Origin of the sequence: Synechococcus sp. W60.1, assembly GCF_047461575.1 — a bacterium.
Classification (GTDB): Bacteria; Cyanobacteriota; Cyanobacteriia; order Thermostichales; family Thermostichaceae; genus Thermostichus.
The window spans coordinates 43,864-70,476 of record NZ_JANSHL010000009.1 but is presented as its reverse complement, the minus strand read 5'-3'; the positions used below and the strand labels follow the sequence as shown (position 1 = coordinate 70,476).

Annotated in this window: 24 protein-coding genes and 3 pseudogenes; 16 read left to right on the top strand and 11 right to left on the bottom strand. The window is 57.6% G+C overall.

What is annotated here, in order from left to right; all coding sequences use genetic code 11:
- The first annotated feature begins 95 nt into the window (after nucleotides 1-95).
- Entirely contained in the window at nucleotides 96-1,343 is a 1,248-nt protein-coding gene (gene glp, locus NW805_RS09350) for a gephyrin-like molybdotransferase Glp (RefSeq protein WP_414422333.1), read from the top strand.
- 1 nt (nucleotide 1,344) lies between these two features.
- Here glp and NW805_RS09345 read toward each other — a convergent pair whose 3' ends face one another.
- Nucleotides 1,345-2,556 carry an RNA-guided endonuclease InsQ/TnpB family protein gene (locus NW805_RS09345; protein ID WP_414422332.1) on the bottom strand — a complete coding sequence of 404 codons (1,212 nt, stop codon included), beginning with the start codon at nucleotides 2,554-2,556 and terminating at the stop codon, nucleotides 1,345-1,347.
- A gap of 145 nt (nucleotides 2,557-2,701) precedes the next feature.
- Nucleotides 2,702-3,606: pseudogene (locus tag NW805_RS09340) on the bottom strand (IS630 transposase-related protein).
- 222 nt (nucleotides 3,607-3,828) lie between these two features.
- Here NW805_RS09340 and NW805_RS09335 point away from each other — a divergent pair.
- A pseudogene (locus NW805_RS09335) lies at nucleotides 3,829-4,571 on the top strand (IS5-like element ISSoc13 family transposase).
- A 14-nt stretch (nucleotides 4,572-4,585) separates the two neighbouring features.
- On the opposite strand, the gene NW805_RS09330 reads toward NW805_RS09335, so the two are convergent.
- Nucleotides 4,586-6,049 (bottom strand): cryptochrome/photolyase family protein, encoded by a 1,464-nt coding sequence (locus tag NW805_RS09330; protein WP_414328962.1) that lies wholly within the window; start codon nucleotides 6,047-6,049, stop codon nucleotides 4,586-4,588.
- A gap of 122 nt (nucleotides 6,050-6,171) precedes the next feature.
- Entirely contained in the window at nucleotides 6,172-6,387 is a 216-nt protein-coding gene (locus tag NW805_RS09325) for a hypothetical protein (protein ID WP_238376842.1), read from the bottom strand.
- Between the two features lie 191 nt (nucleotides 6,388-6,578).
- On the opposite strand from NW805_RS09325, the gene rbfA reads away from it, so the two are divergent.
- From rbfA to NW805_RS09300, 5 genes and pseudogenes are all read left to right on the top strand, one after another.
- Nucleotides 6,579-7,013 (top strand): 30S ribosome-binding factor RbfA, encoded by a 435-nt coding sequence (rbfA, locus tag NW805_RS09320; RefSeq protein ID WP_414422331.1) that lies wholly within the window; start codon nucleotides 6,579-6,581, stop codon nucleotides 7,011-7,013.
- A gap of 352 nt (nucleotides 7,014-7,365) precedes the next feature.
- Entirely contained in the window at nucleotides 7,366-7,899 is a 534-nt protein-coding gene (locus NW805_RS09315) for a hypothetical protein (protein WP_414422330.1), read from the top strand.
- A 41-nt stretch (nucleotides 7,900-7,940) separates the two neighbouring features.
- The gene (locus tag NW805_RS09310) at nucleotides 7,941-8,741 is read left to right on the top strand and encodes a pseudouridine synthase (protein WP_414422329.1); all 801 of its coding nucleotides are present in this window, start codon (nucleotides 7,941-7,943) and stop codon (nucleotides 8,739-8,741) included.
- Between the two features lie 65 nt (nucleotides 8,742-8,806).
- Nucleotides 8,807-9,019 (top strand): annotated as a pseudogene (locus NW805_RS09305) (helix-turn-helix domain-containing protein); the annotation flags it as partial.
- A gap of 132 nt (nucleotides 9,020-9,151) precedes the next feature.
- Entirely contained in the window at nucleotides 9,152-9,679 is a 528-nt protein-coding gene (locus tag NW805_RS09300; protein WP_414422359.1) for a DUF4115 domain-containing protein, read from the top strand.
- Nucleotides 9,680-9,695: 16 nt separating this feature from the next.
- On the opposite strand, the gene NW805_RS09295 is transcribed toward NW805_RS09300, so the two are convergent.
- The 5 genes from NW805_RS09295 to NW805_RS09275 form a co-directional block, all read right to left on the bottom strand.
- Complete coding sequence (locus NW805_RS09295; RefSeq protein ID WP_414422358.1) at nucleotides 9,696-10,385, bottom strand: phosphoribosylanthranilate isomerase; 690 nt, start codon at nucleotides 10,383-10,385, stop codon at nucleotides 9,696-9,698.
- A gap of 62 nt (nucleotides 10,386-10,447) precedes the next feature.
- Entirely contained in the window at nucleotides 10,448-11,518 is a 1,071-nt protein-coding gene (locus tag NW805_RS09290) for an LOG family protein (RefSeq protein WP_414341868.1), read from the bottom strand.
- A gap of 114 nt (nucleotides 11,519-11,632) precedes the next feature.
- Nucleotides 11,633-11,974, bottom strand: a complete 342-nt coding sequence (trxA, locus tag NW805_RS09285; RefSeq protein ID WP_011431863.1) for a thioredoxin — start codon at nucleotides 11,972-11,974, stop codon at nucleotides 11,633-11,635.
- Between the two features lie 386 nt (nucleotides 11,975-12,360).
- A complete protein-coding gene (locus NW805_RS09280) occupies nucleotides 12,361-13,086 on the bottom strand; it encodes an NUDIX hydrolase (RefSeq protein ID WP_414329504.1) in 726 nt (241 codons plus the stop codon).
- 179 nt (nucleotides 13,087-13,265) lie between these two features.
- Nucleotides 13,266-14,489, bottom strand: a complete 1,224-nt coding sequence (locus NW805_RS09275; protein WP_414373788.1) for an ABC transporter ATP-binding protein — start codon at nucleotides 14,487-14,489, stop codon at nucleotides 13,266-13,268.
- Nucleotides 14,490-14,730: 241 nt separating this feature from the next.
- Here NW805_RS09275 and NW805_RS09270 point away from each other — a divergent pair, with 241 nt between their 5' ends.
- The 4 genes from NW805_RS09270 to apcD all read left to right on the top strand — a co-directional run bounded on the left by NW805_RS09270 (nucleotide 14,731) and on the right by apcD (nucleotide 18,557).
- Nucleotides 14,731-15,462 carry an SDR family oxidoreductase gene (locus tag NW805_RS09270; RefSeq protein ID WP_414341872.1) on the top strand — a complete coding sequence of 244 codons (732 nt, stop codon included), beginning with the start codon at nucleotides 14,731-14,733 and terminating at the stop codon, nucleotides 15,460-15,462.
- A gap of 131 nt (nucleotides 15,463-15,593) precedes the next feature.
- Nucleotides 15,594-16,283 (top strand): GTP cyclohydrolase I FolE, encoded by a 690-nt coding sequence (gene folE / locus NW805_RS09265; RefSeq protein ID WP_011431859.1) that lies wholly within the window; start codon nucleotides 15,594-15,596, stop codon nucleotides 16,281-16,283.
- A gap of 271 nt (nucleotides 16,284-16,554) precedes the next feature.
- Nucleotides 16,555-17,880, top strand: a complete 1,326-nt coding sequence (locus NW805_RS09260; RefSeq protein WP_414422357.1) for a type IV pilus twitching motility protein PilT — start codon at nucleotides 16,555-16,557, stop codon at nucleotides 17,878-17,880.
- Between the two features lie 191 nt (nucleotides 17,881-18,071).
- A complete protein-coding gene (apcD, locus tag NW805_RS09255; RefSeq protein WP_414422328.1) occupies nucleotides 18,072-18,557 on the top strand; it encodes an allophycocyanin subunit alpha-B in 486 nt (161 codons plus the stop codon).
- A 4-nt stretch (nucleotides 18,558-18,561) separates the two neighbouring features.
- Here the strand turns inward: apcD and NW805_RS09250 are convergent, their stop codons facing one another.
- Nucleotides 18,562-19,245 (bottom strand): HEAT repeat domain-containing protein, encoded by a 684-nt coding sequence (locus NW805_RS09250; RefSeq protein ID WP_414422327.1) that lies wholly within the window; start codon nucleotides 19,243-19,245, stop codon nucleotides 18,562-18,564.
- Nucleotides 19,246-19,337: 92 nt separating this feature from the next.
- On the opposite strand from NW805_RS09250, the gene rpsO reads away from it, so the two are divergent.
- The 5 genes from rpsO (at nucleotide 19,338) to NW805_RS09225 (ending at nucleotide 25,424) form a co-directional block, all read left to right on the top strand.
- On the top strand, nucleotides 19,338-19,613 hold the full coding sequence (rpsO, locus tag NW805_RS09245; RefSeq protein ID WP_011431855.1) for a 30S ribosomal protein S15: 276 nt from the start codon (nucleotides 19,338-19,340) through the stop codon (nucleotides 19,611-19,613).
- 36 nt (nucleotides 19,614-19,649) lie between these two features.
- Nucleotides 19,650-20,087, top strand: a complete 438-nt coding sequence (locus NW805_RS09240) for a photosystem II biosynthesis protein (protein WP_414422326.1) — start codon at nucleotides 19,650-19,652, stop codon at nucleotides 20,085-20,087.
- A gap of 96 nt (nucleotides 20,088-20,183) precedes the next feature.
- On the top strand, nucleotides 20,184-21,377 hold the full coding sequence (gene larC, locus NW805_RS09235) for a nickel pincer cofactor biosynthesis protein LarC (RefSeq protein ID WP_414422325.1): 1,194 nt from the start codon (nucleotides 20,184-20,186) through the stop codon (nucleotides 21,375-21,377).
- Between the two features lie 116 nt (nucleotides 21,378-21,493).
- Entirely contained in the window at nucleotides 21,494-23,488 is a 1,995-nt protein-coding gene (locus NW805_RS09230; RefSeq protein ID WP_414422324.1) for an ABC transporter ATP-binding protein/permease, read from the top strand.
- 154 nt (nucleotides 23,489-23,642) lie between these two features.
- Nucleotides 23,643-25,424, top strand: a complete 1,782-nt coding sequence (locus tag NW805_RS09225) for an NADPH-dependent assimilatory sulfite reductase hemoprotein subunit (protein WP_414422323.1) — start codon at nucleotides 23,643-23,645, stop codon at nucleotides 25,422-25,424.
- A 9-nt stretch (nucleotides 25,425-25,433) separates the two neighbouring features.
- On the opposite strand, the gene NW805_RS09220 is transcribed toward NW805_RS09225, so the two are convergent.
- The gene (locus NW805_RS09220; protein ID WP_414422322.1) at nucleotides 25,434-26,504 is read right to left on the bottom strand and encodes a 2Fe-2S iron-sulfur cluster-binding protein; all 1,071 of its coding nucleotides are present in this window, start codon (nucleotides 26,502-26,504) and stop codon (nucleotides 25,434-25,436) included.
- Between the last annotated feature and the right edge of the window lie 109 nt (nucleotides 26,505-26,613).

The following is a 26,613-nucleotide window of genomic DNA, read 5'->3' as shown; positions in this document are numbered from 1 at the left end:
TCTCATGCCAAGGTCGGAATTCATGGCTGCTGTTCGCAGTTTAAGTTGTAATTTAATGGCCTTGGCGGAACCGACTTCTGGATGCTGAAGATAAGGTGTTGGAGAAGGGGGTTGTAAAAGCCGTGATGCTGCCGGTGGCCGAAGCAGAAGCCCTGATTTTGCAGGCGGTTCAGCCGCTGGGCACAGAGTGGGTGGAGCTGGGATCCGCCCAAGGCCGCGTTCTCAGCCAAACTGTGTATAGCCCCCAGGATTTTCCGGCCCATCCCACCTCCAGTATGGATGGCTATGCCGTGCGCCATGAAGATGTGCAAGCGGGGATCCCTTGTGAGCTGCAGGTGATTGAGACTCTCCCCGCCGGAAAGGCACCCACCCGAGAGCTCCAGCCTGGACAAGCGGTGCGTCTCTACACCGGCTCCCTCTTGCCCAGCGGTGCGGACACCGTGGTGATGCAGGAATACACGCAGCAACCTTTGCCAGGAACCGTTCGCCTCTTGCAGCGTCCGCAGCGGGGCCAATTTGTCCGGCCTCAGGGAGACTTTGCCCGCCAGGGGGATCCCCTCCTGCCGGCAGGGCAGGCTTTGGGCGGAGCGGAGCTGGCCGTTTTGGCCGCCATCCGACAGGCGATGGTGCCGGTGTTTCGTCAGCCTCGGGTGGCCCTGTTCTCGACAGGGGATGAGTTGGTGCCCATCCAGCAGGTGCCGGGGCCGGGGCAGGTCGTGGATTCCAACCAGTACGGCCTGGCGGCTCTGGTCAAGGCAGCGGGTGGGATCCCGATCCAGTTGGGCATCGTGCCGGATCGGCTCCAGGTGTTGCGGCAGGTCGTCCAGCAGGCCCTGGCCTCCGCCGATGGGGTGATCTCTTCCGGAGGGGTATCGGTGGGGGATTTTGACCTGGTGGAAAAGGTGCTGGAGGAGTTGGGAGGCGAGATTTTCATCCGCAGCGTGGCCATCAAGCCGGGCAAACCCCTGACGGTGGCTCGTTTTCCCAATCCCCACGGCCCCCCCAAGCTCTACTTTGGCCTGCCGGGCAACCCTGCCTCTGCCCTGGTGACCTTCTGGCGCTTTTTGCACCCGGCCCTGCGAAAAATGGGCGGATCCCTGCCCCCCTACTGGCAGATCCTCTCCGCCTTCAGCCCGGTGGATCTGCATGCCGACGGTCAGCGGGAACACTATCTCTGGGGACGGCTGCAGGTCAGGCCTGAGGGGATCCAATTTCAGCCCGCCGCCAATCTCAATTCCGGCAATCTCATCAGTCTGGCCGGCTGTAATGCCTTGGCTGTGCTGCCAGTAGGGACAACCCAGATCCCTGCTGGTTCGCCCGTTCAGGTGCTGCAACTGCCGTAAACTACCCGACTCCGACCGCTAAAGCGGTACGGAGCGGGCTTTCAGTAGCCCTGAGCCTGCTCTGCTCTACCAGAGAACAAAACAGGCCCGAACCTCTAGGCTGGTTTACGGCAGCCCCCAAAAGCGCAATCACATTCGCACCATTCAAATCCGCATCCCCTTCCCATCCACAGTGTCCACACTTAAACTTCTTTCCACTGCGGTAGGATTGCGCAGGATCGGGATGGATGTGTAAACACTTGTGGCAGGCCTGCGACGTGTAGGCGGGCGGCACAAGAATCAGAGAAACCCCTGCAACCCTCGCCTTGTACTCCAAAAATTGACGGAGTTGATAAAACGCCCAACTGTTGGCCCTGCGCCGTTCGGCTTTGCTGCGGGGTTGTTGATTGACTCTTTCCCGGATCCCTGTCAGGTCTTCCAGGGCGATAGCGCTGTTGGTAGCTTTTGCCCTAGAGACAATGGCTTTGGAGATGCGATGATTGACCCACACTTGAAAGCGCCTCTCCTTGCCAGACAGCCGTTGCAGCAGTTGACGGCATCTGCGCCGCGAACTGCGTGTGCCCTTACTGGCTTTACGTTGGAGTGCCGCCCTCAGCTTGGAGTAGTGGTCTCGGACTTTGTTCAACTGCTGTCCATTCCAGTTGTCCCCCTCTGACGTATGGGCAATATCCGTCCTCCCCAAGTCCACCCCCAGCACTCTGCCCGTGCGTTGCGGTGGGGATGGCTCCGCTTCCACACAGATTTGAATGGAGTAGGAGCCGTCTTTACGCTTGACCAGAGTGGCAGATTTGGGATTGGAGCCCGCCAGCCGTTCTCTCTGGTAGCGGCCAATCGCCAGCTCAAAGCGCTCCCGACCCTCCACCGTGGTCAGCGACACCGTCCAGTCTTTCTCGCGGAACGAAAAGATACGAGCGTCGTAGGTAGCGAAGCCCCCTTTGAACGTTTTGACGGGGCGGTTTTTCTGTTGGGCAACTTTACGGGCACCGGCCAGCCGTCTGCAGACCTGCTGAGCCAAGTTGCTGGATAAGCCGAACCGGGCACGGATTTCGCGGTAGCACAGAGACTGGAGCTTAACGGCGTTGGCGACTTTCTCCGGCGTGTTCTGGTTGACCCAATTCAAGGCTTGGCCAAAAGCCTCCAAAGTCGCGTCCAATTTGGCGGCCTGCGACTGGGACACCTTGAGCTTGCAGGATACGGTCAGGACTTGGGTCATAGTTCTATTGTAACCTCGCATTCCTCCCGTCACTGACCCTACGGGTACAGTGCGGGGCTCCTGCGATTTCTAGCTGAAGATCCCTAGCCCTCCTCTCGCTGCTGCTGGAATAGCCGCCATAGTCAATCCAAATAACAATGAGACGCTAGCCAGTACAACAGTTCCGTCTGCAACAGCGGACCGCAGGCCTTATCACTTCATCCACAGAAGTTCCTCTATCAGCATGCATCCTTGCCCTCTTGAGAGCACTAAAGTCACCCTCAATCTCATTCAAGTCTGGCGAGGGCCTCAGCAAAAAACCACCTCCTGCCCTGCCGCTTTCATCAAATCCTTTATCCTTCCCTTCCGTTCGCCGAGCAGGCCCTAGGCCTTTGAATCGGCCCATTGCCCAGAGTCAATACAGATGTCTTCTCCAAACTCGGCATTTAGTGTCCCTCAAATTCTTCCGCATTCGAGCTACTTGAAAAAGCGTCGGGGCTATCAAACCCCCTCTCTCCTTCCTCCTACCGGCTACTCAGCTCTCTCTCTTCCCATAAACTTTCTCCCCTCTCTTTGGCCAAGCATAAAACAGGTGCGTATCTCCCCAAACCCTGTCTCGTCATTCTCTCATCATTCGCGTCAGCGGTGCAGAGCCCATTGTAAGCTAAACTCTCACTTCCATACTTCTGAACCAACTCCCTCAAGACCCTAGAGTCGTTGATTCTCTCTTGGATTCTCTCTTGCCAATCCCGCTCTCGGTGCCTTAACTCTTTTTTTTCGCGTTGTTTTCATCTTCCTAAGAGCACAGTAAATAGCGCTGGGATGGACGCCAAACCTCTGGGCTCTATCCTTCAGTCGAGCTTCTGGGTACTGTTCTACGTCTTGCTGCAGAGCGACCAAGTCTATCTTTCGCTTCCGAGTCTTGACTTTTGTCGGCCTCAGGTCTTCTCGGTTCAGCCAGCGATAAACCGTTGCACGACTGACTTTGTACATCTGTGCAGCTGCAGTGGGGCTGCCCCCTTCCTGGACATACCCTACGACTCTCTCTCTCAGGTCTAAGCTATAGGTCATAAAGCTTCCTCCTGAGGTCTACCCCCACGTCATCTTGCCTTTAACACCGTCTCATTGTCAACTGAATTGACTACAACTACACAGACCTGCTTTGTGGTCATTTCAAATGGCACCTGTCTTGCCTTTTGTCTGCCGTCGTCGAGAGAGGGGGCAGCGGCACAGAGGACTAGGTCGTGTTGATCTTATGTTAGGATAGAGAGAATAATTTATAGAGGAAAGAGGATGAAGTTGGTTTTTTTAGATGAAAACAAATGGCAGAAGATATTAGCTTTTTTACAGACAGAAGAGAGAGTTAACATTGGGAAAGAAGCAAACTGCAAACAGTTTATTGAAGCAGTTCTTTGGATAGCCCGTTCCGGTGCTCCTTGGCGCTACCTCCCAGAAGGATATGGCAAATGGTACACCATCTATCAAAGATTTCACCGGTGGAGTCGTGTTGGAGTGTGGGAACGGATGTTCAAGTATTTTATTGACGACCCTGATTTAGAGCATCTCATTATTGATTAAACCATGGTTCGAGCGCACTCCTGTGCTGCCGGAAAAAAGGGGAGCAAGCTTTGGGGAGAAGCCGAGGCGGATACAGCACCAAGATTCATGTGAGTGTAGATGGGTTGGGAAATCCGCTGGAATTGAGAATAACTGGCGGAGAAAAGAGCGATATTACTCAAGGGGAAAAATTGATAGAGGGCTGGCAGAGAAAGGATACCAAAGTAATTGGGGATAAAGGATATGATGCGGATAAGTTGATTGAGAAGATAGGGGAAGCTCAAGCGGTTATTCCGCCTAAAAGGAATAGAAAGACGCAGCGGCATTATGACAAGCATCTGTATCAAGAGAGGCATTTAATCGAATGCTTTTTTCATAAGTTAAAGCAGTACCGGCATCTATTTTCTCGTTTTGACAAATTGGCCAGGAACTTCTTGAGTTTTCTCTATCTCGTCAGTGCTCTCTTTTGGCTCAAATGAAAGATCAACACAACCTAGGAAGGAGGGGGGAGACCGTCTCGAACAGACCTAGAGTAGGCCTGCTGCACCGCCTGGTAGCGCCGTTTGAACGCCTGCTGCTGCACCTTGTGATCCACAATGGGATCCGGATAGCCACAACTTCGCCGTTCCCGCAAAGCCCAGGCTCCCTTGGGGTCATCTCCCACCCACAGCAGAGCCGGCGTATCCAGCCGTGCCAGCTCCGGCAGATAGCGACGGATGTACTCTCCTTCCGGGTCATAGCGGGCTGCTTGCGTGGCCGGGTTGAAGATGCGCAGGGGCTTGGGATCCGTGCCCACACTGGCGCTCCACTGCCAACCGCCGTTATTGGCCGCCAGATCCCCATCCACTAGCTTTTGCATAAAGTAGCGTTCCCCCCAGCGCCAATCGATAAGCAGATCCTTGGTCAGGAAGCTGGCCACAATCATGCGGCAGCGGTTGTGCATCCAGCCAGTTTCGTTCAGTTGGCGCATGGCCGCATCCACGATGGGGTAGCCCGTCTGACCGGTGCACCAGGCCTGAAACCAGTCCTGCCGATTGTCCCACTCCAGGGCGTCGAAGGCTCGTCGATAGGCTCCGGTTTCCACGTGGGGCCAGTGGGCCAAGACATGCTTGTAAAACTCTCGCCAGCACAGCTCCTGCCGCCAAGTTTGCAAGCTGCTTTCGGCCTCTTGGCTGCGCACCTCGGCTTCCACCTCCCGCGTGGCTTGCCACACCTGGCGAATGCCGATCGTTCCCCAGCACAAGTGGGGGCTCAGTAGAGAAGTGCCCGGCTCAGCCGGGAAGTTGCGGGCTCGCTCGTAGTCCAAAATGCGCAAACCCTGACAAAAGTCTTCCAAAAGGGCTTGAGCCGCTGCTTCCCCCGCTGCTGGGATCCGCTGGTCGCAGACAAAGCCCAAATCTGCCAAAGTCGGTAGAGGCTGCGCTTTTAGTCCCGATACCGGCTGCAGACCCTCGGGGGTTGGGTAGGGATCCCGCTTGGGCAAGCTCGCCCACCTGCGCCAGAAGGGAGTGAAGACCGAATAGGGCTCCCCCGCCTGGGTCAACACTTCCCCCGGCCCGTGCAGCAGCATATCTTGGTAGGAGAAGGACTGAATCCCGGCTGCGGCCAAACTGGCCTGCACTCGACTCTCTTGCTGTAGGGCGAACGGCTCCCCATCGGCATTCCAAAACACGGCCCTGGCTCCCAGGTCTGTGGCCAAGCACCGCAACTCCACCGAGGGATCCCCCAGCCGCCAGATCAGTGGGATCCCCATCTGGGCGTAGCGCTCTTGGAGCTCTTGCAGAGCCTGAAGCAAAAAGGCCACCCTAGCTGGGGCCATGTCCGACCGTCTCAGCATCTGCGGGTCGAAAATGAAGACAGGCACCACCTGAGAGCTGCGCTGGGCTGCCTCATGAAGAGCTGTGTTGTCCCCTAACCGCAGATCGCGACGATGCCAAAGCAAAACGGGGGAAGTCATAGGCTGCCAAGCAATGGGATCCCATCTTGGCCGGTTGCCACCGCCCCTTTCAACTCACTCCCCCCAAGGCTGGGAGCCGGGGCGGCCAGAAGCTAAATTCTAAAGAACCTTGAAGAACCCTATCAAAGCTCTAGACTGTCGAACACCCGACTGGGACAATAGCGGCAGCGCTCCTCTGGCTTTTGCTGGCCATCGCTGTATCCCATCGCGTAAGCTGTATCCCCCAACATCACCACCAGCTGAGTCAGCTTCAGGGAAAGCAACGGGTCAAGCGGCTCCGTCACATTCAGCATAAACTGCTCAATGGAGCGCCGCAGCGCCTCTGGCGTCTTGATCATCACGTCTCCATCCATCCATCGATGGCTTTAGGTATACATACTCAAGGCAAGATGGACATGGACTCAGGATAAAGGTGGAAGGAAGAGATGCTCGTAGCATTGGCTACTGTTCTTGGGATCGAGCCGGCAAGGGCTGAGCTCCACACCAGCCAGAGCAGGCTTGCGGATGATGTTAGCCTAGGTATCCAAAAATGGCGACAGCGCGACGGGTGGCACGGGTAGCAGAGCTGATCAAACGAGAGGTCAGCCAAATCCTGCTCTCGGAGATCAAAGATGACCGGGTTGGGGCAGGGATGGTCAGCATTGTGGATGTCGAGGTTTCCAATGACCTGCAAAACGCCCGCATCTTCGTCAGCATTTATGGGGATGAGACAGCTCAACACCGAGCTATGGAAGGGCTAGCAGCGGCCACACCCTTTGTGCGGCGGGAAATCGGCCAGCGCCTCAGCCTGCGACGGGTGCCAACGGTGGTGTTTTTGCAGGATCGCTCTTTGGAGCGGGGATCCCGCGTTTTGGCCCTGCTCAACCAACTGAGACCGACCTTTGAGGCCAAGGCCCAGACTGGGGTTGAGGAACCGCTAGAGAACACCGCCGAGGGCGAAGAAAACGAATCGAGCGGCGAATAGTTGCACCATTTCGAGGGATCCGCGCTGGAGCTCAGCCTGCTTTGCACGAGAGAGCAAAGGATCTGCCTTGATGGCCACTAGATAGAGGGGCCTTTGCTTTGCAGCAATGCGGACAACATCCAAGAAAAGTTTTTGACGTTCGCTTAAGCGGGCCGGAGGCCCTGAAGTTCTTGGATTTGTTAGGCTTAAGGGAGCCATACAGCCCTTCCTCTGGTCATCCATCTGTACAGGACTCAATGTCTGCGGCACGCTTGCGCAAACCAGAGCGCTCTGCTCCAATGGGCAGAGGCGTTGTTGTGGTCAACCTGCGAAAGGGCTGTAAAGTTGCTGTTCATGCCTTTTCTGCCTTTTCATGGATGTTCAAAGCCCACTGCAACCGGATCCCTCTCTAGGGGGTGCTACTCCACTCCAAGCTCTGCAGGCCCTAAACCAGAGTGTTGCCGAAGCTTTGGTTTCCTGCTTGAAAGGGCAACCCCAACAGGCCACTCAGCACCTTTTGCTGGCTCTGCCGCAGCTCATGGCAGCTCTGGGGGCCTTGAGGCAAAAATCTTCCGTTCGCGTGAGCGGGCCGGAGGCCTTGGCCGAGCCTGCAGGTTGCCCTTCAGAAGCCAAGCCCAAGCGCATCATGCACATCGAAGGCAACCGCGTGGAAGTGTGGGTGGATAACCAAATTCGCAGCAGTTGGAGCATTTGGTCGGTGGGAGATCTCAAGGAAGTCTGCCGGCTGGCAGAAGAGTTTGACTGTGGCCTCAGCTATTCTCTAGGAGGAAACTCAGAGTCTCAGTCGGAGATGCTGCTGTTGCCCTCCAATTCTGCTGATTTGTCCGACCGGCTCTCCAACCCCGTTCACGTAAGCGGGCCGGAGGCCCCAGGCTCTGCCGCCTAGCACCCCCAGCTTCGGTTGCTGCTTTTGCTGTTCAAATCCCCATGGCAGAACCCCAACGGCTACAGAAGCTCTTGGCTCAGCAGGGATTGGCCTCGCGTCGCCAGGTGGAAGCCTGGATCCTGGCCGGGCGCGTTCGGGTCAATGGGAAGGTGGTCACTGAGCTGGGCTCCAAAGCCGATCCAGAGCGGGATCGCATCGAGGTGGATGGTCAGGTGATCCCTTTGGCCAAGGATCCGGCGCGCTATGTTTTGCTCCTGCACAAGCCAGTGGGGGTTTTGTCAACCTGTGCAGATCCTTGGGGACGCAAGACGGTGCTGGATCTGCTCCCCCCATCTTGGAAACGGCAAACCCGCCTCTACCCGGTGGGCCGGCTGGATGCGGACAGCAGTGGCGCTTTGCTGCTCACCAATGATGGCGACTTGACCTTGAAGCTGACCCATCCGCGCTATCATCTGCCCAAAACCTACCGGGTACAGGTACAAGGGCATCCGAGTCAGGCCACTCTGCAACATTGGCGAGACGGAGTAGACTTAGAGGGGTACACCACTCTGCCGGCGGAGGTGGAGTTTTGTCCTGCCCCGGATTTCCGGCAAAGGGAGCATCCCAATTGCTCCTGGCTGAGGGTGGTGTTGTTTGAGGGACGCAACCGGCAAATTCGGCGGGTGGCGGAGCGTCTTGGGCATCCGGTGCTCAGCTTACATCGGGAAGCCATTGGCCCACTGGGCTTGGGCAACCTGAAAGCAGGCCAGTTCCGCCAGTTGGATCCCCATGAGCTCCAAGCTTTGCTGGCCCCTCTCACCGGGCACAGCAGCTCATCCTCGCTCGGGAAGCGCCCTCTTTAGCTCGTCAGAGCCTCTAACTGAGTGCAAACTCTCACAGTAGCCTCCTTTCTTCCGCAGGTGGCCAAATGATGCAAGAGCCAGCACACTCTTTAGAAGCCCTGGGATCCCTGTTGCGGCAAACACGGGAGGCACGGGGACTGACGTTGACAGAAGTAGCTAACGATACCTTCATTCGCTGCCAATATCTGCAGGCGCTGGAGGAAGCTGACTTGAGCCGGTTACCGGAGCCGGTGTATGTGCAAGGGTTTCTCAAGCGCTATGCCGACTATTTGGGGTTGGATGGCGAAACCCTCTCTCGGCGTGCCTCTCCGCTTTTATCGGCCAAAACCCCCCGCGCGCCAGCTCCTCTTGCTGTTGTCGGCCAGCAACCTGCCTTTGCCCTGCGCCCTCTCCACCTTTGGGCCGCTTATGTGGTGCTGATTGTGCTGACGGTGGGGGGATTATCAGCTCTTTTGGAGGGCACAGGCAATCCTTTTGGGCGTTGGCTGGTGAGCCTGCCAACAGTTGGCCGGGAAGGCTCCGGCCAGCAACCGCCTGCTGCCAACTCCCCGGATCCCACTCTGTCGGCAGCTCAGCCCACGGCCCGCCAACTGTTTCCCACCCTCGACCAATGGACGCGCATTCAGGGCGTCTTCCCCGAGGTCTTGGAAGCTCACTCAGGGGGGGCGGGGCGAAATCCGGTGCGTCTGGATATTAGCGTTGTGGATCGCACTTCCTGGTTGCGGGTCATCGCCGATGGGCAAACGGTTTTTGAGGCCACCTTACAGCCAGGGGCCGAGTTGAATTGGGAAGCGGAGCAGTCAATCGTGTTGCGTACCGGCAATGCGGGCGGTGTGTTGGTGACCTTTAACGACCGGGAGCTTGGAGTGATGGGCCGATTTGGGGAAGTGAAAGAGCTGATGTTCGAGCCGGGGTTGGATATTCAGTCGCTGCAGTAGGAACCCAGCCAAATGATCATCCCGTTGCGCTTGGCGTTATCGGCGGCAGAGTAGGAGCAATCTCCCACCCTTGGGAGCCAAGCTGCTGCAGCAGGTGCCGGACTTTGTCGATGTCTTTATCGCCTGGCCGACGTTCCACACCACTGGAGAGGTCGATGCCGCTTGGCTGCAGGTGGCTGAGCGCCTGCAGAACATTGTCCGGGTTCAGCCCACCAGCCAGTAGCCAAGGCAAGGGCAGGGAGCGGTGGGCAAGTTCTGACCAATTCAGAGTTCGCCCCGTTCCACCCGCCTGTTGGGGGTGATAAGCATCCAAAAGCAGCATCTCCACACAGTCTCGGTAGAGATTGGCCACTTCCAGATCTTGCGGCTGGCGGACGCGCAGGGCCTTGATGCGGCGGATCCCGGGAAGCCATTCCCCCAATTGCTGACAATCTTGCGGGGATTCTTGGCCATGCAACTGGACAGCCGTGAGGCCCACCGTTTCCACCCAGGCGGCGATGGCGCGGGGATCCTGATCCAGGAAGACCCCCACCTTTTCCACAGGGCCGGGCAGGGATCCCACCCAACGAGCCATTTCCGAGAGGGGCAAATAGCGGGGGGTATTGGGCACCGCGATGAACCCAAGGGCACTCACCCCCAGCGCGGCGATGGCCTCCGCCTGATCCTGACGGGTGATGCCGCAGATTTTGACAAACAACCGGCCCATTGGGAGCACCACCAAAACAATTGGCTGCTGGTTCTTGGATGGTTCTGAGAGCGCTGATACATCTACTTTTGTTCAGGGCGCATTTGCAGAGGATCCGGCTGTTCCGGGTGAAGCTTGTTGATCCGGCGCACCATTTGCCATAGCCGTCCAAAGTTGCGCTGGTTGAAGTGCATCACCAGCCGTGGCAGATGGGCAATATCTTCCTCGGCTTCCTCCGGCAAGGCCCCAGTTTGCTCGATCCGGCCCGAATCGAGAATATCGGCAAACTCTTCGTTTAAGATGTCTAGGGCTTCCGGTGAGAGTCTGGTGTTCAAGCGCAAAACCAGGAGCTCCCGCACGTAGCGATTGCTGTGAAAGACGCGATAAAAATCGACAATCTGCTGGCAGGCATCTTCCACGTCGTCGGTTAGGGTGTAGAGGAAGAGATCTTCTGGGCTGATCAAGCCGCGACCAAGCAGGTGCTCCCGCACGTATTCGTCCCATTCTTTCCAGTAGCAGCCACCTGTTCTGTCCACCAGCACCAAGGGCATGAGCTTGGTTTTGCCGGTTTGCATCAGGGTTAGGCATTCAAAGGCTTCATCCTGAGTGCCGAAACCGCCGGGAAAAAGCACCAGCGCGTCGGTTTCTTTAACAAAAAAGAGCTTGCGGGAAAAGAAATACTTGAAGTTGATGACCCGATCGCTGGCAGCAATAACGGGATTGGCCATTTGCTCAAAGGGAAGCTGGATATTGAGCCCAAAAGAGTTTTCCAGCCCTGCCCCTCGGTTGCCGGCTTCCATAATGCCGCCGCCGCCCCCCGTCATGACCATGAATCCCCGTTGACTGATGCAGTAGGCGAACAACTGGGCCTGGCGATATTCGGGACTTTCTGGCCCCAGTCGTGCCGACCCGAAAACGGTGATCTTGCGTTGGTGGGCATAGTTTTGGAAGGCGGCAAACCCCTGCTCCAGATCCTCAAGAGTAGCCGCCAAGATCTTGGCATCTAAACGGCTCAGCTCCAGGGATCCCATGCGCTGCAGCGACTGCACAATACGCAGCCAGGCCGTCCGGTTGGGATGATACTCCAACTGCTTTAGGCGGGTCTCAGCGTTGGAAAAAACTTCTTGCAGAAGGGAAGAAACGGAATCGGTCAAGCTGGGATCCTAAAGTTCTCTGGAATTACTTTAATCAGTTCTCGGCACAAAATGGCAGCTGGGTTCTAATCCAGAACCCAAAAGTTACATTCTGAAACACCCAAGGCATAGCCCTCAGGCTTCGGCAGGTGTGTCGAAGTGCTTTTCCAAAATCGTGGTTAGAGTTGCCTTGGGTACGGCGCCAACCACCACATCCACTTTCTGGCCGCCCTTGAACAACATCAGGGTGGGAATGCTGCGAATGCCGTACTGGCTGGCAGTTTGAGGGTTCTCGTCAGTATTAATTTTTACAACCTTAACTTTGCCGACATACTGCTCAGCTATCTCCTGAACCACAGGAGCCACCATCCGGCAGGGGCCACACCAAGGTGCCCAAAAATCGACCAAAACCGGAATATCGCTGCGCAGCACCTCTGCCTCAAAGGTAGCATCAGCGATATCTATTGCTGCAGACATGCTTGGAGAACTCCTGAAACAATACCTATCATGGTTTCTAATCTTAGCACAGCTCTCTGGCTGCTGCTGACCGAAAACTCGGCGTCGCAGGCCCCGGCATTCATGCCTGGGGATAAGTCACCGTCTCATGACAGGACGGGAGACTCGCTCCACCCGCTTATGGAAGGGTGCAGCGTTAAAGGTGAAGTAGAAGTATCTGGGGTGTTTTGGCATCTCAGTAGTTGAGGAGATGGCGTCCCCCACGAGGATATAGGCCCTCGTGTAGCCCATTGCAACGAAGCGCGAGGAGCGTGGAGCGATGGAAAAAATCCCCCGGCTTTAGCCGTGGGGAGAACGTTAACGATCTGGCTGGACTGGCCGGATTAGCATTGGTGAGCTGGGATCCCTTAGACAAATACCATTGGCTTATGACGGATTTTCTCGAAAGCAGCCGCATCAAAACGGTAGAGGGTTGCCGGTCTGCCTGTTCCTTGGGAACTTTTCTGGCCGGTATCTTGCAAGATACCCAGTTTCAGTAGGCGGGCGCGAAAATTGGAGTAGTCGGAGAACCCCTCGCCCAAAACGGTGCCGTAGAGCTGATAGACCTCCCCTAGCGTGAAGGTGGCGGGCAAAATGTCAAAGGCAATCGGGCTGTACTCCAACTTGGCGCAGAGGCGACGGCGGGCATAGCGGCAAATCTCTTCGTGGTCAAAGGCTAAAGAGGGAATTTGGTCGGCGGGATACCAGGCAATGCCCTCCACTCCGTCTGCCAGCAATTCAGCATCCTGGAACCGCACCAGGGCAAAGTAGCTGACCGACAGGTAGCGCACTCCATAGCCATCCTCGGCCTCGCGGGGATCCCGCTCCGGCCCCCCGAAGGTGTAGAGCTGCTCCAGATAGAGGTTTTTAACACGAATTTTCTCCGCCAAGATGCGGTAGGCCGCTGCTTCTAGGGATTCTGAGCGCCGCACCAGTGTTCCTGGCAGGGCCCAGCAACCGCGGAAGGGATCCTCCCGCCGCCGCACCAGCAGCACCAGGAGGCGATTCTGCTCAGTGTCGATGGAGAAAATGACCGCATCCACGCCCACCCGGAACTCCGCCAAGGCGATCCGGTTCTCCGATGGGCCTGCCACGATGCGGGATCCCTGCATAGCTTGGCACTGAATCCTCCACCAACAGCCTACCCAGTTTGTCCCTCCAGAGGGAGCTACCAGCCTGGACCACCGTCTTGCCAGTCTAAGCCCTATCTGGGGCGAAGGCTTTCGTGTCGCGGGGAAGATGGGTTGCTAAAGGTGTGCAAAAGAACCCCGACTCAGGCAACACTTTTACTTTTTGCGCGATTTGGCTCTTTTTCAGCCACGGAGGACCCCTCAGCGAGGGGGAACAGCCGACCTTGCCCAACAGCAATGTGAACCCGCGCGCCCACAGGCAGGGCTTCCCGGGCTAGGGCGTGCAATTCTTTGCCGGCTGCTGTGATCAGGCAATAGCGGTACTCTCGCCCCAAAAACTGTCGATCCCGAATGACAATGCCGCCCTGAGGATCAGGATGCAAATGCAACTCCTCCTGTCGAACCATCAACTCTGCGCAGCGCAAGCTGGGGTCGGGCTGATCCCTCAAAGCCTGGAATGGGATGTGCAGCAGCTCTTCAGCCTGCCAACCAAACTCCCGCCGCTCACAGCGCAGAAAGTTGGCCTGGGTAATAAACTCTGCCACGAAGCGAGTAGCCGGCTCCCGGTAAACCTCCTCCGGGGATCCCCATTGCTCAATACGGCCTTCCCGCATCACCGCCACCCAGTCGGAGAGGCAGAGAGCCTCCTCTTGGTCGTGGGTGACAAAAATGGCCGAGGTCTGGGTTTGCTTGAGGATTTTGCGGATTTCTTCCCGCAGGTAGTAGCGCACCTGCACATCCAAATTGCTCAGGGGCTCATCCAACAGGATCAAGCTAGGCCTGGGGGCCAAAGCCCGCGCCAAAGCCACCCGCTGCTGCTGCCCGCCCGAAAGCTCGTGGGGATAACGATGGGTGTAGTCTTCCAGGCCCACCAACCGCAACACCTCGTAAGCGCGTTCCCGCGCCTGTTGGGCAGCGCCTCGCAACTCAGCTCGCAACTCAGTTGAGGAGGAGCGATTGCCACCCCCTGCCGCCGACGCAAACGGGGTAGTGGGTCGGAGGCCAAACATCACATTGGCCAACACGTTCAAGTGGGGAAACAGGGCAAAATCTTGAAACACCAACCCCACTCCCCGTCGCTCCGGTGGGATCCACTGCCCCTCCCCAGCCACAACCTGCCCCCCCAGCAGGATCCGCCCGCTATCCGGCTGCTCAAATCCGGCAATGGTGCGCAATAAGGTGGTTTTCCCACAGCCCGATGGGCCCACAATGCTGAGGATGTCTCCTTGGGGCAGGCGAAACTCGACTTCCCGCAAAACCAACTGCCGCTGGCCGGGAAACCCCTTGCTGATGCCCTCAAGCTGAAGGATGTAGGAGGGATCCTCCCGCGCGGCAGTGGGGCTTGGAGAAAACAAAGACTCAGCCATGACGGTTGTTGTTGCAAAAGATTTTCACCATTTTTACCACACTACCATACTCCCAGACCCCACCTAGCCGGATCGAGGTTCAACAGCCAGCGGACGGATCTTGAGCAGGACAGGCTGAGGTCTCTGCGCCCTACCCTGATTCCAAGGGAAGCGATGGAAAATCAGTGTTACACTTAGTTAAGGAAGTTTCTCAGGTTGGGTAGCGCTTGCTTGTGTGGCGCACGCCAGAGGCTTGTTGTAAATGAGTTTTGAGACAAAGTTTCCCGAACGTGCTCTGATTACAGGGGCCAGTCGAGGGATCGGCAGAGCGGTAGCCCTAGCCCTAGCCCGACAAGGGATAGCGGTGGCTCTGGTGGCCCGTTCCCAACCTGATCTGCTAGCGGTGCAGGCCCAAATCCAAGACCAGGGGGGTAAGGCAGCGGTTTTTCCCATGGACTTGGCCGACTTAGCAGCTCTGCCCCAGCAGTTGCAGGCTCTCCTGGATCGATTTGGCGTCTGCGATGTCTTGGTCAATAATGCGGGCATGGCCCACGTTGGCCCTTTGGCCACCTTACCTTTGTCGGATTGGCAGCGAGTGATCGACTTGAACTTGACGGCAGCTTTTCTGTGTGCCCAAGCCGTACTTCCTGGAATGCGCCGGCAGCGCTGCGGCACGATTGTCAACGTCATCTCGATTGCGGGCAAGCGAGCTTTTCCCAACTGGGGAGCCTACTGTGCCAGCAAGTTCGGCCTGATGGGCTTTTCTCAAGCTTTGGCCGAAGAGGAACGACAGCATGGCATTCGGGTCACCAGCCTGTGCCCTGGTGCCGTGGACACGTCCCTCTGGGATACGGGCACGGTAGGGGTCAACTTCGACCGTTCCAAAATGCTCTCGCCGGAATGGGTAGCCGACTTGATTACCTATATTGTTCGGTTGCCCACAGGTGCGGTGGTGGAAGATCTCACCTTCATGCCTGCGGTGGGAGCCTTTTAGACCTGGCTGGTTTGGGGTTGCCCGTGACTTGGGAGGGTTTTGGCTATCGCAGCCTTTGACTGGATGCCACCTGAGCTGAGTTGCATGCACCGAGTTCTCTTAGCCTTTCGTTAACCAAGGAATATCCTGCTATGACCCTTGCGAAACCCGGATCTGGCTCGCAATCTCGAATGGATGACAAAGCCCATTTCAAGTCTCGGGTGATTCGAGATCGAGCCACTTTTGCGGAAGAAGAATTGGGTAGCTCGGATGTCTCAGATCCGGCTATGGTGGCGGCGGTGGAGACGCTGCTGCGGGGGATCGGGGAGGATCCCCAACGGGAGGGGCTGCGAAAAACCCCGGAACGAGTGGTTGCGGCTTTGAAGTTTTTGACCAGTGGGTATCGGCAGTCTTTGGAGGAGCTACTGAACAGTGCCATCTTTGATGAGGGCCATGACGAGATGGTGCTGTTGCGGGATGTGTCTCTGTTTAGCCTGTGCGAGCACCATCTGCTGCCCTTTATTGGCAAAGCCCATGTGGCCTACATCCCCAAGCAAAAGGTGGTGGGCCTAAGCAAAATTGCCCGTATCGTCGAGATGTACTCCCGCCGCCTGCAGGTTCAGGAACGCCTGACACGGCAAATTGCTGAGGCCTTGATGGAGGTGCTGGATCCCTACGGGGTGGGGGTGGTTATCGAGGCTACCCACATGTGCATGGTGATGCGGGGGGTACAAAAGGCCGGCTCCTGGACGGTCACCAGCTCGATGGTGGGGGTGTTTCAAGAGGATCCCCGTACCCGCGAAGAGTTTCTGAGTCTCATTCGCCATCCGTCCAATTTTTAGGGAGCTTCCCGGAGCTTTGCCGGTGGTTGGGTTGAGTTAACCCTCTGCTCAGGCTGGGAATACTAGCCTAAGATTGACGCAAACCCTGCCAGAAGCGAGGCTTGTCATGAGCGAGGTCAGCCCCGAAAACCAGTTTCCCACCGATTTGGACTCCAATTGGCAGCCCCCGGCTCCGCCGGTCATGCAGCGTCCGTCTCGTCCGGCTGCTCCGGTGCCCCCGGTGGAGCCTCCAACGCAACTGGATCCAGTGCTCGGTTCAGCCTCCCAAGGGATGGGATCCCGGCCTGCCAATGCCAAAAACCCCCCCAACCCCATTCTGGGTCGGCCCCTTCCGCCTGGTGTGGCTGTCGCTCCCCCTCAGGTACCGGTGCCTGTGCCGGGCTCTGCCGCTTCTCCTCAGATGCCCCCGCCCACCCCAGCTGCTGCTCGGCCTCCAGTGTCGCCACCTGTCCCCACTCCTGCTGCCCCGCCTTTTGCGCCACCAGCTCGCCCAACGGCTGCCGGTCGGATCCCAGTGGCTCCAGCTGCTCCTGCGGGCCTGACCCTGCGCCAACTGGTGCAGGAAGCCTATGACAAAGGCTACTCAGATATTCATTTGGGGGTAGGAGAAGTGCCCCGCTTTCGGGATCGGGGGCAAATGCTTTTGACCAACTACCCGGTCACCACCACCGAGATGTTCTATGGCTGGCTGCGGGAAAGCCTGCCGGAGAGCCAAATTCGCCAGTTTGAGGAATGTTTGGAACTGGATACTGCCATCCAGTACGAGGGTTTGGTGCGGTGTCGGGTCAACTGCTTTGTTTCCCTTCTTGGCCCGGCTATGGTGATGCGTCTGATCCCGTTGAAAATTTTGACGCTGGAGCAGTTGCGGGCACCGGAAGTGCTAAAGCGCATTGCCGAGGAGCAGAAAGGCTTGGTTTTGGTGACCGGCCCCACCGGCTCCGGTAAGTCCACGACCTTGGCGGCGATGGTGGACTACATCAACTCCAACTTTCCCAAACACATCATTTCCATCGAGGATCCCATCGAGTTCGTCCACCAGAGCAAGAAATCGATGGTGCGGCAGCGGGAGGTCGGGATCCACACCCTGGAATTTGCCAATGCCCTGAAAGCCTCGCTGCGGGAAGATCCGGACATCATCTTGATTGGGGAGATGCGGGATCGAGAGACGGTGGATATTGCCCTAAAGGCTGGCCAGACGGGCCACTTGGTCTTTGGAACCCTGCACACCAACAGTGCCGTCCGCACCATCGAGCGTCTGCTGGGGATTTACAAGCCGGAGGAACAGGAGCCGATGCGTCTGCAGCTGGCAGAAACCCTGGTGGCGATCATCGCTCAAACCCTGGTGCGCACCACCGATGGCAAGCGAGCTGCGGCCCACGAGATCATGCGCAACACCGATGCCATTCGGGACTACATCAAGCGGGGGGCGGTGGATGAAATTGAGGAGCTGATCGCCGACGGCTCCTATGAGGGCATGTGTACCATGAATCAATCCCTGTTTAGGCTTTACCAAGAGGGGCGGATTACCGAAGAGGTGTGTCTGGAGGCTGCCCCGCGCCGCAATGAGATGGCCCAATGGCTGCGAGGCCGGATCTAGGGCCAGTCTCGAGATGGAGTCATGCCAAAGTGCTTGAGGGAAGGTTTGCCCTATCCTAAACTGGGAGCAGCCGGCGGCGCTGGCTTGCCGAGCTACCTGCTCATCTCTTGGGCCGACCTTGGGCTGGGGGGATGGGTTGCGAATTGATGAACCGAATTGAAAGCAAGTTAGAAAACAGGAGAATCCCTACCGTGAGCGTGATCAACCAGATCATCGAGACCGCGGATGACCAGCTGCGTTACCTCTCAGTTAGCGAACTGGAAGCCATCAGGAATTACATGACCACCGGCGAGAGGCGCTTGCAAATCGCTCAGGTGTTAGCAGAAAACAAAAAGCGCATCATTGACCAGGCCCAGAAGCAGCTATTCGCCAAGCGGCCCGAGTACGTGCAACCCGGTGGCAATGCCTACGGTGACAAGCGCTACAACCAATGTTTGCGAGATTACGACTGGTACCTGCGTCTGGTGACCTATGGCATTATTGCCGGCAGCAAAGAGCCGATTGAGTCTATCGGCCTGATAGGGGTGCGGGAAATGTACAATGCCCTCAACGTACCCATCGCCGGCATGATCGATGCGATTGTCTTTTTGAAGGAAGCTGCCCTTAGCCTGCTGGAGCCGTCGGCAGCCGCTGAAGCCGCCCCTTACTTTGACTACATCATCAATGCCATGAGCTAGGGAACTACAGGGATCCCAAGGCAGCCCGGGCATGTACGGCCACCTGTTCTTGGGAATCCTGGGCCAGCCGGGTCAGTCCGGCGCGAGCGGCTTCTGTTCCCAACTTGGCCAGGGCAATGCAGACGCGGTAGCGCAGTTGCCAGTCGTCAGAATCGATGAGGGGATCCAAATAGGGAATGGCCCGCGGATCCCCCAGATCGCCCAAGGCAGCGGCAGCGGCTGTGGTGATCAGCTCGCTCTTGTCCTGCAAAGCTTCCACCAGAGTGTCGAAGGCGGCAGGGTTCCCCAGCTCTCCCAGGGCAGCGATGATGCTAAACCGTACCAGCCACTCCGTTTCTCGCCGATAAGCTTCCAGGAGAGCGGCCAGGGCCTGTGGCTGCTTGAGATCCCCCAGGGCAGCGGCGGCAGCAGCCCGCACATCGAACTCCGGATCCTCTCGCAAAGAGCGCTGCAAAATGGGCAACAGTAGGTTCGGATCGACGCCAGACAGGGTGCCCATCTGGCTGATGGCAGCATAACGGACGCGGGCATTCTCGTCGTGAATCGCTCGCTGCAGCAATGTCAGGGCTTCTGGCCCAGGCAGTTCTCTGGCTTTGTTGACAGCGCGCAGCCGATTTCCCAAGTCTTGTGAGTTCAACAGCTCCAGCAAAGCGGGCAGTGCCGGAGGATCCCCAGAGGTTGTTGTCATATCCCATTCTCTCCATAACCCTCCTCGGCCATAGCGAGGGAGGAAAAGCCGATGTTATTATCTTGAAGCAGTGCATCCAGTCCCTTGATCTTATGGCCTTATTGCAACAAGAGAAGCAGCAGATCATTGAGAGCTATCGACTGCACGACACCGACACCGGTTCTGCCGAGGTTCAGGTGGCTCTGCTCACCAGTCGCATCAACCAGCTCTCTCAGCACCTTCAGAGAAACCCGAAGGATTTCAACTCCCGCCGCGGCCTGCTGATGATGATCGGTCGTCGCAAGCGTTTGCTCAACTACATCGCCAAGCATTCTCCTGACCGCTTCCGGGAGCTGGCCGAACGGCTGAACATCCGGGTGAAAAAGTAGGCAGCCCATCCAAAACGCTATCGGAGATCTGTCTTCGTGGGCAAATCCAGCCGCCAGTCCAAAACCTTTCGCCGTCGCTCCCCCTCCGCCTCTGTTGAGGTGGAGAAGAAGCCGGCCAAGAAGGAGCCTGTTGCCGTGATTCCCCCTGAGGTCAGCCGGCGGATGGTGCGGCGGATTCTGGTGTTTTCTGGGATCCCTTCTGGGCTGGGCCTGAGCAGCTTTTTTGTGAATTACTATCTCTTGACCAACCATGTGGTCGCTCTGCCCCCCTACTTCACCTTGGCAGAGTCGCTGACCTTGTTTGGCCTTGGTTTTTTGGGCATTAGCTACGGTGTGTTCTCGGCTTCCTGGGATCCCCAGCCCGGATCCCTGCTGGGCATTGGAGAGTTTCGGCGCAATTTGGGCAACATCATCCAACAGTGGCGGGAATCTGCTGCTCGATCTTCTGAATCTTCTGACTCTAGGGAAGCCTAACTGCTCTCCCGTCGCCTTTTCCAGGCCGGTTGCTGCCTACAATCAAGAGGGATCCAAGTCCATTCTGGCGGCAGCGGCTACCCCCAGTTCTCCAGCATGAAAATAGCCTACTTCGACTGTGCGGCGGGCATTGCCGGCGATATGTGTCTGGGAGCCCTGCTGGATTGCGGGGTGCCTTTGGAGTACCTCAACCGTCAGCTCCAGGCGTTGGGCATCGAGGGGGAATATAGCCTGCAGGTGAGCCGGGTGCAGCGGTGTGGGCAGCCTGCTCTGCAAGCCGTGGTGGAGGTGCTGGGATCCCAGAGTGGGGGATCCCTTGCTCGGCACTGGTCGGAGATTCAGGCTTTGATTGCCGGATCCCAGCTTTCCCCAGCCATTAAGGCCCGCAGCTTGGCGGTGTTTGAAAAGTTGGCGCAGGCGGAAGCAAAAGTCCATCAAGTGCCTGTGGAAAAAGTGCACTTTCACGAAGTGGGGGCAGTGGATGCTTTGGTGGATATTGTCGGCACTTGCATCGGCCTGGATTGGCTGCAGGTGGAGCGGGTGTTGTCATCCCCCCATCCTGTTGGGGGCGGCTGGGTGAGCACAGAGCATGGCAAATTGGCCGTGCCGGTGCCGGCGGTGATCGAGTTGTGGGAAATGGGCCGCGTGCCGGTGTTCAGCAACGGGGTGGAAGCCGAGCTGGTGACCCCCACAGGAGCAGCCTTGGCTGTGGCGTTGGCGGAAGAGTTTGGCCCCTGTCCGCCGATGCGGGTGGAAAAAGTGGGGCGTGGGGCCGGTGCCCAAGAGCTGCCCATTCCCAATGTGCTTCGTCTGTGGATTGGGGAAGCCGATGGGGGAGAGCTAACGGAAACGGTATCGGTGTTGCAGACCCAAATTGACGATCTCAACCCCCAAGTGGTTGCCTACACCTGCGAGCAGTTGTTGGCCCTGGGGGTCTGGGACGTGTTTACCCAGCCGATCACCATGAAACAGGGGCGACCGGGGATCCTGCTCACCGTTATCTGTCCGCCGGATCGGGTGCCGGAGTGTCAAGATCTCATCTTCCGGGAGACCACCACCCTGGGCATTCGCCACTTCCAACAGCAGCGCACCCTACTGGAGCGGGTTATCGAGCGGGTGGAAACCCCTTACGGCCTGGTAGACATCAAGGTAGCCCGCCACCATGGCCGCATCGTCAACGCTCAGCCGGAGTTTCGCGATTGTGTGGCCCGCGCCCAGGAGTTTCACGTGCCGGTTCAGACGGTGTGGCTGGCGGCCCAATCGGCTTGGCAAAGCCGGTTGCAAGGTTGAAGAGACACCGAACCTGTTCCACCCCCAATGGAATTTGCTCCTATTGAACACAGATTGGCAGCCGTGGCCTGCTAGCCTGAGAGATGTCGATCTTGCTCTCTGCGCCGACCGCAAAAATGGAATCCCAAGCCTCTCAATTTAACTTCGACCGCAAACTGTGGGATCGGTTTATCACCGTGGCCCAGCCCTACTTTTACCCCAGAGTGCGCTATGGGGGCTGGATCTTTTTGGGCTTGCTGGCAGCGGCCATGGTGTTTGTGGTTGCCCTGATGTTCTTTGTGGAGATTGGGGTGACTTTGGTCGGTCAAGCCCTGTTCCCGGAGTTTTTTACCAATGTGGCAGCCGGATTGGTGGCCCAAACGGAGAGAAACTTGTCCTCGCCAGTGCTGTGGGTAGCCGCGATCAGCTTGGCTTTGAGCAGCCTTTGTTTTGGGGCAGTGTGGCGGCAGCTTCGCCAGCGCTGGTTGCAGTGGGTGCTGCTCACCTTTTTGCTGTTTCTGTCGCTGACGGTCAACCGGCTGAACGTGATGATCAGCTTTATCTTTCGGTTTATCGACACAGCTCTGCAGCAAAAAGAAGAGCCCACTTTCTGGCAATTTTTGATTATTTATGGAGTGCTGATTATCTCAGCTATTCCCATTTTGGTGATCTACCGCTACACTCGCCTCAAGCTAGGGCTGTTTTGGCGAGAATGGCTGACCGATCATTTTCTGGATCGCTACTTCAATCAGCGGGCTTACTACGAGCTGGATTCCAACGCCGCCAACACCGAAATCGACAACCCCGACCAGCGCATTTCCGAGGATGTTCGCTCCTTTACCGGCACCACCCTCTCCTTCCTGTTGGACATTCTCGACTCGATTCTCACCCTCTACGCCTTCACCGGCATCCTCTACGGCATTTCTCGTCCGTTGGCGTTGGGTCTGGTGGTCTATGCCACTATCGGTACTGCCATCGCCATTTTGGCCGGTCGCAAGCTGATCAAAATTAACTTCGATCAACTGCGCTATGAAGCCGATTTCCGCTACAGCTTGGTGCATGTGCGCGACAACGCCGAGTCCATCGCCTTTTACCAGGGAGAGGATCAAGAACTCAGGCAGATTTTGCATCGCTTTGGTGCGGCCTTGCGCAATTTTAATTTGCTGATCATCTGGCAGGCCATCATCGATATTTTCCAATACGCCTACAACTATTTCACCCGCATTGTGCCCTATGTCATCGTCGCCCCCCTTTACTTCAGCGGCGTGCGAGATTTCGGCACCATTACCCAAGCCACCATTGCCTTCAGCCAGGTGTTGAGCGCCCTCTCCATTGTGGCCAACCAGATTCAAAGCATTTCCAGTTTTGCCGCTGGGATCAACCGCTTAGGCTCCTTTCACGAGTCTCTGGAAGATCCGGCGCTGCGCCACACCGGCGCTCGGGAAAGCAACATTCAAACTCGCATTGCCCAGCAATTGGCGCTAAACCACGTCACTTTGCTCACCCCCAATTCAGAACGAACCCTGGTGCGGGATCTCTCCTTCGCCTTGGAAGCCGGCCAGCGGCTTTTGATTGTCGGTGTTAGCGGCAGCGGCAAAAGTTCCCTGTTGCGGGCCATTGCCGGCCTATGGACCAACGGCCAGGGATCCATCGCCCGCCCAGATACTCAGGAGATGCTCTTTTTGCCCCAGAAACCCTATATGCTGCTGGGATCCCTGCGGGATCAACTGCTCTATCCCAAACGCCGCCGAGACCTCACCGATGAAGATCTCATCCGAGTCTTGGCCCAGGTGAACTTGGGGGACTTGCCGGAGCGGGTGGGCGGCTTTGATGTGGAGAAAGATTGGGCCAGCACCCTCTCCCTTGGGGAGCAGCAGCGCCTTGCCTTCGCCCGCATTTTGATCACCCAGCCCCGCTACGCCATCTTGGACGAGGCCACCAGCGCCCTGGATGTGGCCAACGAAAAACTGCTCTACCTGCAACTGCAGCACTTGAACACCACCTACATCAGCGTCGGCCATCGTCCCACCCTCTTGGCCTACCACGACCTGGTTTTGGAGCTGCAGGGGAATTGTGCCTGGCAACTGTGGTCGGTGCAGGAGTATGGTGCCCGCCTAGCCCTGGCCAGCTAGAAGCGCCGACGATCTCAAGCTGACTCAAATAACAAGTTTTGCGGGTTTGGGACAAAACCCGGATAGGAGGCTGACTTTTCCAACTGGACGCCGCCCAAGGGAGGTGATAGCCTGTTATTCACAAGTATTCCGACCGGTTTACCGGAGATCACCAATGCCCCCCATGATCCCATCCGAGGCCAAGCGCTCCAAGGTGGAGCAGATCAAGGCAGACAGCCACTTTCTACGGGATCCCCTTCAGCAGGAGCTGGCCCAAGACACCACCCATTTCAGCGAGGCGGCGGTGCAGGTGCTCAAGTTCCATGGCGCCTACCAGCAGGATGACCGGGATCGGCGGCAGCAGCGAAAGCAGGAGGGGCTGGAGCGGGCCTATTCGATGATGTTGCGCACCCGCATCCCAGGGGGACACGTGCCCCCCCAGCTTTACTTGACCCTGGATCGGCTGGCCGATGAGTACGGCAATGGCACCCTGCGAGCCACAACGCGGCAAACCTTTCAGTTGCATGGGATCCTCAAGAAAAACCTCAAGGCCACCATAGCCAGCATTCTCAAACAGATGGGATCCACCCTGGCCGCCTGCGGCGATGTCAACCGCAACGTGATGGCACCGGTTGCCCCCTACAAAAATCGCCCTGCCTATCGCTATGCCCAAGAGTATGCCCGCAAGCTGGCGGATCTGTTGGCTCCGAAGACCTCTGCCTACTACGAGATCTGGGTGGATGGGGAGCCGGTTCCCATCCCACCGGTGGATGAGGAAGTGCGGGAAGCAGAGCAGTTTGTGGGCAACGGGGTGAGGTTAGAGGGCCCAGAACCCCTGTATGGCCCCGTCTATTTGCCCCGCAAGTTTAAAACCGCCATCGCCGTAGCCGGGGAAAACACGGTAGATGTGTACTCCCAGGACTTGGGCTTGATTGTGCTCACGGATCGCAAGGGCAACTTGAAGGGCTTCAACATTGTGGTGGGTGGCGGGATGGGACGCACTCACGGCAAGGAAGAAACCCAGCCCTTACTGGCCCAGAAGCTCTGCTTTGCCCCTCCGGAGGCGGTGTATCGGGTTTGCCAAGCGGTTTTGGCGGTACAGCGGGACTACGGCAACCGGCACGACCGCAAGCAGGCGCGGTTGAAATACTTGGTGAGAGACTGGGGGATCCGCAAGTTTCGCCGTGTGGTCGAGCAGTACCTGGGGGAGAAGTTGTTGCCCTTCCGGCGCATGCCCAAGTTTGTCCCCAACAGCGACGACTACCTAGGCTGGCACGAGCAGGGGGATGGCCGTTGGTTTTTGGGCATTTCCATCGAAAATGGCCGTATCCAGGACACCCCAGAGCGGCAGCTCAAAACGGCGCTGCGCCGGATTGTGGAAGCCTTTTCTCTGCACGTGCGGCTGACCCCCACTCAGGATTTACTTTTCATCGACATTGCGGAGCAGCAGCGGGATGCCATCAACCAGATCCTCAAATCCCACGGGGTGCTTTCCAAGGAAGAGATCCCCCAACTGGTGCGGCTGTCGATGGCCTGTCCGGCGCTGCCCACTTGCGGCTTGGCCATTACTGAGTCGGAGCGAGCTTTGCCAGGGCTGGTGCGCCAGTTGGATCGGCTGTTGCAGGAGCTGGATCTGCAGGATTCGCCCTTCTTGGTACGCATGACCGGCTGCCCCAACGGCTGTGCCCGACCCTACCTGGCCGAGCTGGGATTGGTGGGATCCGCCCCCGATGGCTACTACCAGATTTGGCTGGGAGCCAGCCCGCAGGGGGATCGCCTGGCGCAAGTGTTTCAGGATCGGGTACACATCAGCCAGATCGTGCCGCTCATGAGAGTTCTCCTGCAGGTCTACAAGCAGGAGCGCCGTCCTGGCGAGAGCTTTGGAGATTACTGCCATCGGGTGGGGATCCCCTACCTGAGGGCCCAGGTGCAGCAAAGGGATGGCGTTTTTGCCTGAAGGGATCCCTCAAAAACGAGACCAAGCCTGTAGCCATTCCCGGAGCGCTTCCAGCCATCCAATCGGTTCGGGCTTGGCTGCTTCTGGAGCTTCCTCCTCGCCAGCCGGCAAGCTAACTTGGTCAGGGTGCACCCTGTAAACTCGGATGGGTTTGGCGTTGGGAACGGGTTTCACCGAAAGAGGCTCCACCTGCAGGAGTTGCCCTTCCACGGCTCGATACACAGCTGCCGAGATGAGCAACCGGGAGCTCTGTTCCTCAGTCTGTTCCCCCCCTTCCGAAAAATCCTCAACCGACTCCAGCCAGGTGGCAAACTGAACCGACTTCCCGAAGGCGGACAACCGCTGCGGATCTTGGGGATCGAGGGGCAGCAAAAGGACTGGGCCGTAGTGGATCCCGATGGCAAGCTTAACCTGGGGGTAGGAGAGTTGCCGCAGAGACCTATTCAACTCCGCCACCGACTGCCCAAGCGCCAATCCCGCCTGCAGTGCCTGCTGTACGGCCAGCTCGGGTTGTTTTAAGCCAAACAAGGCCAAACTTCTCAGCCCACTCTGGTTGGCCAGTACTCCCCCATGTTGCTGCACCAATGCTCCCATCTGGGTGAAGTAGCGACCCAAGGTGTAGACAACATCGTAGGGAAAGTTCTCCTCGTCGAAGTTGGCTGTCCCCCGCAGCGAAGCGCTGAGAATGGCGGCGGTGACTTGGCTGCCGACCGAATGGGCCTGCAATTGATGTTGAGCTACTTCCACATCTGCTTTATCGATCACCAGCCGTTGCAGGGTGACATCTCCAGTGATGCGGGTTTGACAGGCCAGACGAATATGTACAGGAAGGTCTAGCCGTTGAGCTAACTTCTTCTCGGCAGGAGTCATGCTGCGGCAGTTTTGGCTGCCTTCCAAAATCAGGATGCGACAGGTGGAGCAGGCGGCATTGCCCCCACAGGCATGGACATGGCGCACCCCCGCCTTGAGCAGATTTTCCAGAACCGTGAGCAGGGGATTGGCTTCCAAGGTGAGGTTGTCGGGGTAACAGGTGATCCGCATGGTTAAGAGGGAGTGAGGGGTGGCAAAAAGATTCAGCACTACCTAAATTCAGTACGGCATTGCCCTCCCCTTGGATGCTGTTTTCAAAAGTTTTGGGTATTGGGTAACCTCACCCCGCAGCCTGCCCCGGCGCCGATGATAGAGTACA

Excerpts from the sequence above, each read along its gene's own strand:
- NW805_RS09230 (WP_414422324.1), top strand. The coding sequence starts at position 21,494 with ATGGAATCCCAAGCCTCTCAATTTAACTTCGACCGCAAACTGTGGGAT.
- NW805_RS09315 (WP_414422330.1), top strand. The coding sequence starts at position 7,366 with ATGGATGTTCAAAGCCCACTGCAACCGGATCCCTCTCTAGGGGGTGCT.
- rpsO (WP_011431855.1), top strand. The coding sequence starts at position 19,338 with ATGGCCTTATTGCAACAAGAGAAGCAGCAGATCATTGAGAGCTATCGA.
- NW805_RS09250 (WP_414422327.1), bottom strand. The coding sequence starts at position 19,245 with ATGACAACAACCTCTGGGGATCCTCCGGCACTGCCCGCTTTGCTGGAG.
- NW805_RS09295 (WP_414422358.1), bottom strand. The coding sequence starts at position 10,385 with ATGGGCCGGTTGTTTGTCAAAATCTGCGGCATCACCCGTCAGGATCAG.
- NW805_RS09345 (WP_414422332.1), bottom strand. The coding sequence starts at position 2,556 with ATGACCCAAGTCCTGACCGTATCCTGCAAGCTCAAGGTGTCCCAGTCG.
- larC (WP_414422325.1), top strand. The coding sequence starts at position 20,184 with ATGAAAATAGCCTACTTCGACTGTGCGGCGGGCATTGCCGGCGATATG.
- NW805_RS09225 (WP_414422323.1), top strand. The coding sequence starts at position 23,643 with ATGCCCCCCATGATCCCATCCGAGGCCAAGCGCTCCAAGGTGGAGCAG.
- folE (WP_011431859.1), top strand. The coding sequence starts at position 15,594 with ATGACCCTTGCGAAACCCGGATCTGGCTCGCAATCTCGAATGGATGAC.
- NW805_RS09330 (WP_414328962.1), bottom strand. The coding sequence starts at position 6,049 with ATGACTTCCCCCGTTTTGCTTTGGCATCGTCGCGATCTGCGGTTAGGG.
- NW805_RS09275 (WP_414373788.1), bottom strand. The coding sequence starts at position 14,489 with ATGGCTGAGTCTTTGTTTTCTCCAAGCCCCACTGCCGCGCGGGAGGAT.
- rbfA (WP_414422331.1), top strand. The coding sequence starts at position 6,579 with ATGGCGACAGCGCGACGGGTGGCACGGGTAGCAGAGCTGATCAAACGA.
- NW805_RS09270 (WP_414341872.1), top strand. The coding sequence starts at position 14,731 with ATGAGTTTTGAGACAAAGTTTCCCGAACGTGCTCTGATTACAGGGGCC.
- trxA (WP_011431863.1), bottom strand. The coding sequence starts at position 11,974 with ATGTCTGCAGCAATAGATATCGCTGATGCTACCTTTGAGGCAGAGGTG.
- NW805_RS09260 (WP_414422357.1), top strand. The coding sequence starts at position 16,555 with ATGGGATCCCGGCCTGCCAATGCCAAAAACCCCCCCAACCCCATTCTG.
- NW805_RS09325 (WP_238376842.1), bottom strand. The coding sequence starts at position 6,387 with ATGATCAAGACGCCAGAGGCGCTGCGGCGCTCCATTGAGCAGTTTATG.
- NW805_RS09310 (WP_414422329.1), top strand. The coding sequence starts at position 7,941 with ATGGCAGAACCCCAACGGCTACAGAAGCTCTTGGCTCAGCAGGGATTG.